Raw genomic sequence first — 11,433 nt, 5'->3', positions numbered from 1 at the left:
GCCGTTGAAAATATGATCTTGCTGCGGGAAGTCATGTTTGTGGTTTTGCTAATAAAAAGCGAAGTCTTTTTTGTGACATTTAGATACACTTCCTCGGGTTGTTGCGGTTTTGCGCTTCAGGGAAGGGTTTATGCTTGAGATGTTAATACAGTGGTACCGCCGTCGGTTCAGCGATCCGGAGGCGATAGCGCTGCTGGTTATTTTGCTGGCTGGGTTCGGCATTATGTTCTTTTTCAGCGGTCTGCTGGCGCCGCTACTGGTGGCTATCGTGCTGGCCTATCTGCTGGAGTGGCCGACCGTCCGGCTCGAGCGTGTGGGGCTGTCTCGTACCTGGGCGACATCGTTCGTTCTGATACTGTTTGTCGGTATTTTGCTGCTGATGGCCTTCGTGGTGATGCCCGTCGCCTGGCAGCAGGGTATCTATCTGATCCGCGATATGCCGGGGATGCTGAATAAGCTCTCCGATTTTGCCGCCACCGTGCCGCGCCGCTATCCGGCGCTGATGGACGCCGGGATCATCGACGCGATGGCGGACAATATGCGCAACCGCATGCTGACCGTTGGCGATTCGGTGGTGAAGTACTCCCTGGCCTCGCTGGTGGGCCTGTTGACGCTGGCGGTCTATCTGGTGCTGGTGCCGCTGATGGTTTTCTTCCTGCTGAAAGACAAAGAGCAGATGCTCAACGCCGTACGCCGCGTGCTGCCGCGTAACCGCGGGCTGGCAGGGCAGGTGTGGAAGGAGATGAATCAGCAAATCACCAACTACATTCGCGGTAAAGTGCTGGAGATGATCGTCGTCGGCGTGGCGACGTGGATCGGCTTTATCCTCTTCGGGCTCAACTATTCGCTGCTGCTGGCGGTGCTGGTCGGCTTCTCGGTGCTGATCCCCTACATTGGCGCCTTCGTGGTCACCATTCCGGTGGTGGGCGTGGCGCTGTTTCAGTTCGGCGCGGGCACTGAGTTCTGGAGCCTGTTTGCGGTCTACCTGATTATTCAAGGACTGGACGGTAACCTGCTGGTGCCGGTGCTGTTCTCGGAAGCGGTTAACCTGCATCCGCTGGTTATTATTCTGTCGGTGGTTATCTTTGGCGGGCTGTGGGGATTCTGGGGCGTATTCTTTGCCATCCCGCTGGCGACGTTAATCAAGGCGGTGGTGCACGCCTGGCCGGACGGACTGGTGGTTGAAGAGGATAAATAGCGCGACGGCTTGATGAACCAGGCGCTAAAACGGACGCCGGGGCGGTGAAATGCCCCGGCGTCCTGCGTTCGATAAAACGTTAGCCGTTTTCTTTCAGCCAGTTCAGCACCACGTCGTGGTGATTGCTGGTTTTGAAGTTATCAAACACGTGTTCAACTTTGCCATCTGTATCAATCAGGAAACTAATACGGTGAATACCGTCGTAGGTTTTCCCCATAAACGATTTTTCGCCCCAGATACCAAACTGCTCGCAGACCTGATGGTTTTCATCAGACAGCAGCGTGAAGTTCAGCAGCTCTTTTTCGGCGAAACGGGAGAGTTTTTCTGGTTTATCCGTACTGATGCCCAGTACCTCAACGCCCGCTTTTTTTAAGTCATCCATATTATCGCGCAGGCCGCAGGCCTGGACGGTACAACCGGGGGTCATGGCTTTCGGGTAAAAATAAACCAGAACACGCTGTCCCTGGAAGTCGGTCAAATTTACTTCCTCGCCGTCCTGGTCTGGTAAGCTAAATTTCGGTGCAATATCACCGGCTTTCAGTGGATTCATTACTCAAACTCCATCCTGTTCATCATGCTGTGAATAATTAACGATGTTAATACTGCCTTGTGCATTGAGTTCTGTACATAGGGCTTTGAACGCTTGTTCGATATTTGATGCATTTTGCGTAGCGGGACTGTGCGCCGTTATCTGGATGAACAGTTGGGCTGAATCGTCATCGCTGCCGACCTGGGTACGAGAAACCAGCTCGGCGATATTCATATTCCACGCGTCAAACAGGGCGGTGAAGCGCTCGATAATATGCGGCGAGTCCGGTACCTCAACCTGGACCCAGACCGTATTCGGCATGGCCTGAGGCGGGCGAGCGGTCGTCCGTTTCATCACGATCAGCAGATCCAGCTCGGCACCTTTCAGCGGTAGAGTCGATTCAATCAGGTTAATCGCGTTCCACGTACCAGAAAGCAGCATGATAAACGTAAATTCGTCACCGAGCATGGCCAGCCGGCTGTCTTCGATATTACAGCCGCAGCTGCTGACGTGGCGGGTGATCGTATTCACGATGCCGGGACGGTCAGCGCCCAAAGCGGTAATAACCAGATAGTGTTGTAATGAGGCGGTCAAACCTGTTCTTCCTTTAAAAAGGTGAGGTAACATTAGGAAAGCATAAAAAAAACCGGCATACAACATCCCTGAAGGCATCGGGTCTCTTGCTTTTATTACGGCACCAAACGTAACATTGAGAATCTTGTCGCACTTCTGCTCTGAGGATGGCCCATGTTCACGGGAAGTATTGTAGCGCTTGTCACGCCGATGGATGAAAACGGTAACGTCTGCCGGACAAGCCTGAAAAAACTGATTGATTACCATGTCGCCAGCGGAACCTCGGCGATCGTTTCGGTAGGGACTACCGGTGAGTCCGCGACGTTGAGCCATGAAGAGCATGGCGACGTTGTGATGATGACGCTTGAGCTGGCTGACGGGCGTATCCCCGTTATCGCAGGGACCGGTGCAAATGCAACCGCAGAGGCGATCAGCCTGACCCAGCGCTTCAACGACAGCGGCATCGTTGGCTGTCTGACGGTAACCCCTTATTACAACCGCCCGACCCAGGAAGGCCTGTTCCAACACTTTAAAGCCATCGCAGAACACACCGACCTGCCGCAAATCCTGTATAATGTGCCGTCCCGTACCGGCTGCGATATGCTGCCGGAAACCGTCGGGCGTCTGGCGGAAGTAAAAAATATTATCGGTATTAAGGAAGCGACGGGGAACTTAAGTCGCGTTCATCAGATCAAAGAGCTGGTTTCAGACGACTTTATTCTGCTGAGCGGCGATGACGCCACCGGAATGGACTTTATGCAGCTGGGCGGTCATGGCGTAATTTCCGTTACCGCAAACGCTGCGGCTCGTGAAATGGCGGATATGTGCCGACTGGCTCTGGCCGGTCAATTTGCCGAAGCGCGGGCGATTAACCAGCGTCTGATGCCATTGCATACAAAATTATTTGTCGAACCCAACCCTATCCCTGTGAAATGGGCATGCAAGGCGTTGGGTCTTGTGGCGACCGATACGCTGCGCCTGCCGATGACGCCGATTACCGAAGACGGTAAGAAGGCGGTAACCGCAGCGCTGAAGCATGCCGGTTTGCTGTAAAGTTTAGGGAGATTTGATGGCTTACTCAGTACAGAAGTCGCGCCTGGCGAAGGTTGCGGGTGTTTCATTGGTCCTGCTTCTTGCGGCCTGTAGTTCGGATTCGCGCTACAAGCGTCAGGTTGGCGGTGACGAGGTTTACCTGCAAGCTACGCCGCTCAGCGAGCTTCACGCGCCTGCGGGGATGATCCTGCCGGTTCAGGTTGGCGATTATAATATTCCGGTTGCGACCAGCACCGGCGCGGTGGGTAAAGCTCTGGACATTCGTCCACCGGCCCAGCCTTTGGCCCTGGTAAACGGCGCACGCACTCAGTTTAATGGTGACACTTCGACGCTGATGGTGGAGAACGGCCGCAGCGGTTCGCTGTGGGCGCAGGTCAACACCATTCTGCAGTCAAAAAACTACGTCATCACCAAACGTGACGATGCCAGCCAGACGCTGAGCACCGACTGGGTGGAGTGGAATCGCCTCGATGAAGACCAGCAGTACCGTGGTCGCTATCAAATCTCAGTTAAACCGCAGGGCTATCAGCAGGCGGTTGTGGTGAAGCTGGTTAACCTCGAGCAGGCCGGGAAACCGGTATCCGATCCGGTATCGCTGCAGCGCTACAGCACCTCTATGCTGAACGTCATTTCCGAAGGTCTGGATATGAACGCCACCAGCGCGCAGAACGCGGCGCAGAAAAACGCCGGCGCGACCTTCGACGTGCAGAGCGCCGCCGACGATACCGGTCTGCCGATGCTGGTTGTTCGCGCGCCGTTTAACCTCGTGTGGCAACGTCTGCCTGGCGCGCTGGAAAAAGCGGGCATGAAGGTGACCGACAGCACGCGTTCTCAGGGCAGCATGGCGCTGACCTACAAGCCGCTGTCTGACAGCAGCTGGCAGGCGCTGGGTGCCCACGATCCGCAGCTGGTCTCTGGTGACTACAAGCTGCAGGTTGGCGACCTTGATAACCGCAGCAGCCTGCAGTTCATTGACCCGAAAGGTCATACGCTGACCCAGTCGCAGAACGACGCGCTGGTTGCCGTATTCCAGGCCGCATTCGGTAAGTAATAAACAGGGCTGGAGCAATCCAGCCCTTTTTTCTGTATAGTGACGCAAACGTGTGCGTCGGCACAGAAACGCCTTTTTTATCGTCTATATCTTCACTGGAGTGACAAAGATGAACAAGCAAGCTGAGTTGTATCGTGGTAAAGCGAAAACCGTTTACAGCACCGAGAACCCGGACCTGCTGATACTCGAGTTCCGTAACGATACTTCAGCAGGGGATGGCGCGCGCATCGAACAGTTCGACCGTAAGGGGATGGTGAATAACAAGTTCAACCATTTCATTATGAGCAAGCTGGAAGAAGCCGGCATTCCGACCCAGATGGAAGCGCTACTTTCTGACACCGAGTGCCTGGTGAAAAAGCTGGAGATGGTTCCGGTTGAGTGCGTAGTCCGCAACCGTGCGGCCGGCTCTCTGGTTAAGCGTCTGGGCATCGAAGAAGGTATTGAGCTGAATCCGCCGCTGTTTGACCTGTTCCTGAAAAATGATGCGATGCACGATCCGATGGTCAACGAGTCCTACTGCGAAACCTTCGGCTGGGTGAATAAAAAGAATCTGGCCCGCATGCAGGAGCTGACCTTCAAAGCGAACGACGTGCTGAAAAAGCTGTTTGACGACGCGGGCCTGATCCTCGTCGACTTCAAGCTGGAGTTTGGTCTGTTTAACGGCGAAGTGGTGCTGGGCGACGAGTTCTCGCCGGACGGCAGCCGCCTGTGGGATAAAAATACCCTCGACAAAATGGACAAAGACCGCTTCCGTCAGAGCCTCGGCGGCCTGATCGAGGCCTACGAAGAAGTGGCCCATCGTCTTGGCGTTAAGCTCGACTAATCCTCCTTTCGCCAGAAGGTATCTCTATCTTCTGGCGCTCTTCTTGTTGTTTCCAGTGGTAATCCTGCGCCGAACCGCCTACGATCTCTCATATTCGAGAACTTGATCAATTGAGGTGCCTATGCGCTGGCAAGGGCGTCGCGAAAGCGACAATGTAGAAGATCGACGTAATGATTCCGGTTCCCCCCTCGGCGGCGGCGGTGGCGGTTTCCGTCTTCCCAGCGGGAAAGGCGGTATCGTTCTGCTGATTATCGTGCTGGTTGCCGGCTATTACGGCGTGGATTTGACCGGCATGCTGACCGGAGAGCCGGTTTCACAGCAGCAAACCACCACCCAACGCTCCATCAGCCCGCAGGAAGAGCAGGCCGCGAAGTTCACTAAGGTGATCCTTGCGGATACCGAAGACACCTGGGGCGCCATCTTCCAAAAGATGGGCCGTCAATACCCGCAGCCGAAGCTGGTGCTCTATCGCGGCGCGACGCGGACCGGCTGCGGTACCGGCCAGTCAGTGATGGGGCCGTTCTACTGCCCGGCCGATAGCACGGTCTACATCGACCTCTCGTTCTACGATGAGATGAAAAGCAAGCTCGGCGCGGACGGCGATTTTGCTCAGGCCTACGTGATTGCGCACGAGGTTGGGCATCACATACAGAAGCTGCTGGGCATTGAATCCAAAGTGCGCCAGCTGCAGCAGAACGCATCGCAGGCTGAAGTTAACCGCCTGTCGGTGAAAATGGAGCTCCAGGCCGACTGTTTTGCCGGCGTCTGGGGTCACAGCATGCAGAATCAGGACGTGATGGAAACCGGCGATCTGCAGGAAGCGTTGAATGCCGCAGAGGCCATTGGCGACGACCGCCTCCAGCAGCAAAGCCAGGGGCGCGTTGTCCCGGACAGCTTTACCCACGGCACCTCCCAGCAGCGCTATACCTGGTTTAAACGCGGTTTTGACAGCGGAGATCCGGCGCAGTGCAATACGTTTGGTAATGCGCTCTGACCGCTATTGTAGATGGACGAAATCCTTAACCTGACGGCCCGGATGGCGCAGCAGGGCATTCGTCGCCTGCTGGTGCTCAGCGGCGACGAGGCGTGGTGCCTGCAGCAGGCGCTGGCGCTGCGTGAACGGCTGGCCGGGGATGGTCTGTGGATCTCTCCCCAGCCGATGCCGGCGCCCTCTGGCTCTCCCGGCGCCCTGAAGTCTCTGCTCGGGCGCGAATACCAGCACGCCTTTTTTGACGCCCGCAGCGGCTTCGACGTGGCGGCGTTTGCCGCCCTCTGCGGCACGCTGCGCGCCGGAAGCTGGCTGGTGCTGCTGACTCCTCCTTTTGCACGCTGGCCGACGCAGCCGGACGCGGATTCGCTGCGCTGGAGCGATGCGCCGGAGCCTATCCCAACCCCCAACTTTGTGCAGCGCTTTTGCCAGCGGATCGCAGCGGCTAAAGAGGCGCTGGTCTGGCAGCAGGGTGAGGCGCCGCGCCTGCCGGATGCCGCGTCCCGGCCCCTGTGGCATCCCGCTGACGGCCGCCCGCAGGCGGAACAGGCGGCTATCCTTGCCGACCTGGCTGCTTTCCCTCCCGGCATTGCCGCGGTAACCGCCGAGCGCGGGCGGGGGAAATCGGCGCTGGCGGGGATGCTGATCCGAGAGCTAAGGGGCGAGGCGATCGTTACCGCCCCCGCCCGCGGCGCCACGGACGTTATCGCCGCGTTTGCCGGGGAAGATTTTCGCTTTATGGCCCCCGACGCGCTGCTGGCGTCTGGGGTCAACGCCTCGTGGCTGATCGTTGACGAAGCGGCCGCCATTCCCGGGCCGCTGCTGCGTCGGCTGGTGGCGCGCTTCCCGCGCACGCTGCTGACCACGACCGTGCAGGGATATGAAGGAACCGGCCGCGGCTTTCTGCTTAAGTTTTGCTCAGGCTTCGCACAGCTGCGCCAGTTTAGCCTCTCTGCGCCCGTTCGCTGGGCGCCGGGCTGCCCGCTGGAGGCGCTGGTGAGCGAGTTGCTGCTGTTTGGGGATGAGGCCTTCAGGCATCCACCGCTGGGTCAGGTGACGCTGGAAACGGTACATCAGTCCAGCTGGCAGCGGCAGCCGGCCCTGCCGGAGGCGATGTATCAGCTCCTCTCCGGCGCCCACTATCGCACCTCCCCGCTGGATCTCCGCCGAATGATGGACGCTCCCGGACAGCGGTTTATCTGCGCGCGCGCCGGGAGCCACGTTGCCGGAGCGCTGTGGCTGGTGGAGGAGGGCGGTCTTGCCCCCGCCCTCAGTCAGGCGGTGTGGGCGGGATACCGCCGCCCGCGCGGCAATCTGGTGGCCCAGTCGCTGGCGGCGCACGGCGGCACTCCGCTGGCCGCTACGCTGGTGGCGCGACGAATTGGCCGCATTGCCGTGCATCCGTCGCGCCAGCGTGAAGGGGCAGGCCAGGCGCTGGTGGCGAAGGCCGTGGCCGAGGCGGAGGGGCTTGATTACCTCTCGGTGAGCTTCGGCTACACCGCCGAGCTCTGGCGCTTCTGGCAGCGCTGCGGCTTTACGCTGGTGCGCCTCGGTACCCACCGTGAAGCGAGCAGCGGCTGCTATACGGCGATGGCGCTCTATCCGTTAACGCCCGCGGGCCACCGCTTACGCCAGCAGGAGCTGGCGCGGCTGCAGCGCGACGAGTATTGGCTGCGCGAATGGCGGGAAGAGGCGCTGCCGCTGCCGGCTGTCGAGGCTGCTATGCTGACGGAAGAGGACTGGCTCGAGGCCGCCGGATTCGCCTTTGCCCACCGCCCGCTGCTGGCGACGATTGGCTGCCTGAACCGCCTGCTGCTGCGGGTTGACCTGGCGCTTCCGGCCCTGCGCGCCCGCCTTCGGCAGCAGGATGAGGCCGAGCTTTGCGCTTCGCTGCGGCTGGCCGGGCGCAAAGCGCTGCTGGCAAGGTTACGCGAGGAGGCGGGACAGGCGCTGCTCAGCCTGGATGCGGCCCGCGCCGATGCGCTGCGCCAGCAGGTTGAGCAACTGCAATTTTTTTAACTAACTCATTCAGTTAAATGTCATGGTCATATTTTATCTGCGGCGTACACTGCCCGCGTAGACTAAGGAGAAAGCCATGAAACACGATCACTTTATTGTTCAAAGCCCCGTGACACCTGCCCAACAGCTGCTGTTGCTGTTTCATGGCGTCGGTGATAATCCGGTTTCAATGGGGCAAATCGGCAGCCTGTTCGCGCCGCAGTTTCCGGATGCGCTAATCGTCAGCATCGGCGGCGTCGAACCGTGCGGACCGGCACCTGGCCGTCAGTGGTTCTCCGTGCAGGGAGTGACCGAGGAGAACCGGCAGGCGCGCATTGATGCCATTATGCCGACTTTTATTGAGACGGTGCGCTACTGGCAGAAGCACAGCGGCGTGTCCGCACTGGCAACGGCACTGATTGGCTTCTCGCAGGGGGCTATTATGTCGCTGGAAAGCATCAAGGCCGAACCGGGACTGGCCTCGCGGGTTATCGCCTTTAACGGACGATACGCCACGCTGCCGCAGTCGGCGACCACGGCGACCACCGTGCACCTGATCCATGGCGGCGACGATCGAGTTATCGATCTGGCGTGGGCCGTCTCCGCACAGGAGGCGCTGGTGCAGGCCGGCGGCGACGTGACGCTGGATATCGTTGAGGGGTTGGGGCACGCGATTGACGATCGCAGCATGCATTTTGCGCTCGAACGCCTGCGCTATACCGTGCCGAAGCACTATTTTGACGAAGCGCTAAGCGGCAGCACGCCAAAAGATGACGATATTATCGAACTGCTGTAATCAGGCGCTATCTGGCCCGGATAAGGCGCATAGCGCCGTTATCCGGGAGATCCCCCGGCGACGTGATGTTCACCGGGGAGAGGGGGCATAAATCCTACTTCTTCGATTGGTCGTTCTTCGGCCAGTCGTCTTCATCATCCCACTTATCGTTGCAATCACGATGAGGGGGAAGGTCCGGCTTATTGGCGAGAAATTTTTTGTGGTCGACGCGATTAAGGTCCTTAATCACGTTAATCATGACGCCCACTAAAAAGACTAACACCAGAATCCACCAGTACTTACTTAGCCATTCCATGCTGCTTCCTCTTTCATACCCGTCATCGTTCAGGGTATCTGTCGATGTTGTCAGGCGACCAGTTGTTCCATGATCCGTTGATACATCCGCGCCAGCAGCTGCAGGTCGGCGGCGTTCACGCACTCGTTAATTTTGTGGATCGTGGCATTCACCGGTCCCAGCTCAACCACCTGTGCTCCCATGCGAGCGATAAACCGCCCGTCGGAGGTACCGCCGTTGGTCAACAGCTGCGGTTTGATCTCATTATAGTGCTCAATGGCATTCACCACCGCTTCAACCAGTTTGCCGCGGCCGGTCAGGAACGGCTGGCCGGAGAGCCACCAGTCAAGGGAGTAGCGCAGCTGATATTTCTCCAGCAGCGCGACAACCCGGGCTTTGATCATCTCGTCGGTCAGCTCGGTGCTGAAGCGGAAGTTGAACTGCACGAACATGTCGCCCGGAATGACGTTATTGCTGCCGGTGCCTGCCTTGACGTTGGCAATCTGCATGCTGGTCGGTGGGAAGAATTCGTTGCCTTTGTCCCATTCGATTCCCACCAGTTCGGTGAGCATCGGCGCGGCGCGGTGCACCGGGTTATCCGCCAGATGAGGGTAGGCGACGTGGCCCTGCACGCCGTGGATGGTTAAATTGCAGGTTAACGAGCCGCGGCGGCCGTTCTTCACCACGTCCCCGACAACTTCGGTGCTGGAGGGCTCGCCCACCAGGCAGTAGTCGAGACGCTCCTTGCGGGCCATCAGGGCTTCGACGACTTTCACCGTGCCGTTGTGGGCGCTGGCTTCTTCATCGGAGGTGATCAAAAAGGCCAGGCGACCTTTATGGTTCGGATACTGGGCGACGAAGCGTTCGGCGGCCACTACCATCGCCGCCAGCGAGCCTTTCATGTCTGCCGCGCCGCGGCCAAACAGCATGCCGTCGCGAATAGTGGGTTCAAACGGTGGGTTAATCCACCGGTCCGCGTCGCCCGCCGGGACAACGTCGGTATGACCGGCGAAGGCCAGGGTTTCACCGCGTCCGCGCCAGGCCCAGAAATTTTGGGTATCGCCGAAATCCATCGGTTCAACGGTAAAACCAATCGCCCGCAGACGTTCAATCATTAACGCCTGACATCCCGCATCATCGGGGCTGAGGGAAGGGCGGCGAATAAGCTGCTGAGCCAGCTCAATGACCGGGCAAGACATAGACTATACCTCGTTAACAAGCTTCTTATAAGTGAGTTCACTGAAGCCCAGCAGCATAGGCTGACCGGGCGCGCAGAGCAATGGGCGTTTGATGATTGCCGGCATTTCGAGCATCAGCCCGGCGGCGGCATCGGCGTTATCGATGCGGGCGCGGACCGCTTCATCCAGCTTACGCCAGGTGGTGCCGCGGGTGTTGAGCAGGGCTTCCCAGCCCAGCTCAGCAATAAACGTATCTAATAATTCACGCTCCAGCCCATCGACGCGATAATCATGGAAGCGGTATTCAATCTGGTTAGCTTCCAGCCAGCGGCGGGCCTTTTTAACGGTGTCGCAGTTTTTTATCCCGTACATGGTCAGCATAATGAAACCTTTTTCATTGAATTAAGCGCGGAACGCAGATTTTTCCGAATATACTCGCGACGCGCCCGGCGGCCTGTCCGTGAGCATCCTGAAACTTGAGTTATTTCGGGGATATATAAGCCGATAGGGAATAATACGTTAATCGGTTTAATAAATGTAATTTTTTGCCGGGAATATATAACCATGCTTATATGTTGGTTAAATATTCATCTCTCGCCACAGGATTGTGACGGCGCTCGCGTGCTGAAATCCTGGTCCTTTCTGCCGTAGACGGTCAACCCATAAGAACGACCCTAATGTTGCAAAATGTTGCTGTCTATCACATTAAATTGACGGTGGCAGGGCCATAGTAGCGGTAAATCAGCGATAGCTATCCTGACAGTGGCCATCAGGTTATCAAAACAATAGGGGCAGGCAACTTCCCATCACCGATGAATTTACATAAAATCACCCATAATAATAAGAGAGGCTATTATGATTGATCATGAACTAGGGAACTGGAAAGATTTTATCGAAGGCATGCTTCGTAAATAAATTCCGCAATGTGAGCAGGGTAATCTAACTGCGAAAATAACGATGCAGTGGATCTGA

At 57.6% G+C, this 11,433-nt stretch carries 13 protein-coding genes; 8 read left to right on the top strand and 5 right to left on the bottom strand.

Translation table 11 applies throughout. The features are described 5' to 3' along the window. The first annotated feature begins 130 nt into the window (after positions 1-130). Positions 131-1,198, top strand: coding sequence for an AI-2E family transporter (locus tag RTE01_RS14460; protein WP_041146682.1), 1,068 nt, complete (start codon positions 131-133; stop codon positions 1,196-1,198). A gap of 79 nt (positions 1,199-1,277) precedes the next feature. Here RTE01_RS14460 and bcp read toward each other — a convergent pair whose 3' ends face one another. Both bcp and RTE01_RS14450 read right to left on the bottom strand, forming a co-directional pair. After that, positions 1,278-1,748 (bottom strand): thioredoxin-dependent thiol peroxidase, encoded by a 471-nt coding sequence (gene bcp, locus RTE01_RS14455; RefSeq protein WP_041146681.1) that lies wholly within the window; start codon positions 1,746-1,748, stop codon positions 1,278-1,280. Positions 1,749-1,751: 3 nt separating this feature from the next. Then, positions 1,752-2,321 (bottom strand): glycine cleavage system transcriptional repressor, encoded by a 570-nt coding sequence (locus tag RTE01_RS14450; RefSeq protein ID WP_041146680.1) that lies wholly within the window; start codon positions 2,319-2,321, stop codon positions 1,752-1,754. Between the two features lie 153 nt (positions 2,322-2,474). Here RTE01_RS14450 and dapA point away from each other — a divergent pair, with 153 nt between their 5' ends. The 6 genes from dapA to ypfH all read left to right on the top strand — a co-directional run bounded on the left by dapA (position 2,475) and on the right by ypfH (position 9,009). Next, on the top strand, positions 2,475-3,353 hold the full coding sequence (dapA, locus tag RTE01_RS14445) for a 4-hydroxy-tetrahydrodipicolinate synthase (protein ID WP_041146679.1): 879 nt from the start codon (positions 2,475-2,477) through the stop codon (positions 3,351-3,353). A gap of 16 nt (positions 3,354-3,369) precedes the next feature. Then, complete coding sequence (gene bamC, locus RTE01_RS14440; protein ID WP_134527257.1) at positions 3,370-4,404, top strand: outer membrane protein assembly factor BamC; 1,035 nt, start codon at positions 3,370-3,372, stop codon at positions 4,402-4,404. 109 nt (positions 4,405-4,513) lie between these two features. Further along, on the top strand, positions 4,514-5,227 hold the full coding sequence (gene purC / locus RTE01_RS14435; RefSeq protein WP_041146677.1) for a phosphoribosylaminoimidazolesuccinocarboxamide synthase: 714 nt from the start codon (positions 4,514-4,516) through the stop codon (positions 5,225-5,227). A 121-nt stretch (positions 5,228-5,348) separates the two neighbouring features. Further along, positions 5,349-6,221, top strand: a complete 873-nt coding sequence (ypfJ, locus tag RTE01_RS14430; RefSeq protein ID WP_134527254.1) for a KPN_02809 family neutral zinc metallopeptidase — start codon at positions 5,349-5,351, stop codon at positions 6,219-6,221. 12 nt (positions 6,222-6,233) lie between these two features. Then, on the top strand, positions 6,234-8,234 hold the full coding sequence (locus RTE01_RS14425) for a tRNA(Met) cytidine acetyltransferase TmcA (protein WP_134527250.1): 2,001 nt from the start codon (positions 6,234-6,236) through the stop codon (positions 8,232-8,234). Positions 8,235-8,310: 76 nt separating this feature from the next. Next, complete coding sequence (ypfH, locus tag RTE01_RS14420) at positions 8,311-9,009, top strand: esterase (protein ID WP_134527247.1); 699 nt, start codon at positions 8,311-8,313, stop codon at positions 9,007-9,009. Between the two features lie 94 nt (positions 9,010-9,103). On the opposite strand, the gene RTE01_RS14415 is transcribed toward ypfH, so the two are convergent. From RTE01_RS14415 to RTE01_RS14405, 3 genes are read right to left on the bottom strand one after another with little or no spacing between them, the layout of a single operon-like run. Further along, complete coding sequence (locus tag RTE01_RS14415) at positions 9,104-9,304, bottom strand: YpfN family protein (protein WP_041146673.1); 201 nt, start codon at positions 9,302-9,304, stop codon at positions 9,104-9,106. A 50-nt stretch (positions 9,305-9,354) separates the two neighbouring features. Then, positions 9,355-10,482 (bottom strand): succinyl-diaminopimelate desuccinylase, encoded by a 1,128-nt coding sequence (gene dapE / locus RTE01_RS14410; RefSeq protein ID WP_041146672.1) that lies wholly within the window; start codon positions 10,480-10,482, stop codon positions 9,355-9,357. Between the two features lie 3 nt (positions 10,483-10,485). Beyond that, the gene (locus RTE01_RS14405; RefSeq protein WP_041146671.1) at positions 10,486-10,842 is read right to left on the bottom strand and encodes an ArsC family reductase; all 357 of its coding nucleotides are present in this window, start codon (positions 10,840-10,842) and stop codon (positions 10,486-10,488) included. A 474-nt stretch (positions 10,843-11,316) separates the two neighbouring features. Between RTE01_RS14405 and ypfM the strand changes: the two genes are divergently transcribed. Then, on the top strand, positions 11,317-11,376 hold the full coding sequence (gene ypfM / locus RTE01_RS14400; protein ID WP_115193902.1) for a protein YpfM: 60 nt from the start codon (positions 11,317-11,319) through the stop codon (positions 11,374-11,376). The last annotated feature ends 57 nt before the right edge of the window (positions 11,377-11,433 follow it).

This window comes from Klebsiella terrigena, assembly GCF_006539725.1.
GTDB classification, from domain to species: domain Bacteria; phylum Pseudomonadota; class Gammaproteobacteria; order Enterobacterales; family Enterobacteriaceae; genus Klebsiella; species Klebsiella terrigena.
This window is presented reverse-complemented; position numbering and strand designations above follow the sequence as displayed.

Excerpts from the sequence above, each read along its gene's own strand:
- RTE01_RS14460 (WP_041146682.1), top strand. The coding sequence starts at position 131 with ATGCTTGAGATGTTAATACAGTGGTACCGCCGTCGGTTCAGCGATCCG.
- bcp (WP_041146681.1), bottom strand. The coding sequence starts at position 1,748 with ATGAATCCACTGAAAGCCGGTGATATTGCACCGAAATTTAGCTTACCA.
- dapA (WP_041146679.1), top strand. The coding sequence starts at position 2,475 with ATGTTCACGGGAAGTATTGTAGCGCTTGTCACGCCGATGGATGAAAAC.
- bamC (WP_134527257.1), top strand. The coding sequence starts at position 3,370 with ATGGCTTACTCAGTACAGAAGTCGCGCCTGGCGAAGGTTGCGGGTGTT.
- purC (WP_041146677.1), top strand. The coding sequence starts at position 4,514 with ATGAACAAGCAAGCTGAGTTGTATCGTGGTAAAGCGAAAACCGTTTAC.
- ypfJ (WP_134527254.1), top strand. The coding sequence starts at position 5,349 with ATGCGCTGGCAAGGGCGTCGCGAAAGCGACAATGTAGAAGATCGACGT.
- RTE01_RS14425 (WP_134527250.1), top strand. The coding sequence starts at position 6,234 with ATGGACGAAATCCTTAACCTGACGGCCCGGATGGCGCAGCAGGGCATT.
- ypfH (WP_134527247.1), top strand. The coding sequence starts at position 8,311 with ATGAAACACGATCACTTTATTGTTCAAAGCCCCGTGACACCTGCCCAA.
- RTE01_RS14415 (WP_041146673.1), bottom strand. The coding sequence starts at position 9,304 with ATGGAATGGCTAAGTAAGTACTGGTGGATTCTGGTGTTAGTCTTTTTA.
- dapE (WP_041146672.1), bottom strand. The coding sequence starts at position 10,482 with ATGTCTTGCCCGGTCATTGAGCTGGCTCAGCAGCTTATTCGCCGCCCT.
- RTE01_RS14405 (WP_041146671.1), bottom strand. The coding sequence starts at position 10,842 with ATGCTGACCATGTACGGGATAAAAAACTGCGACACCGTTAAAAAGGCC.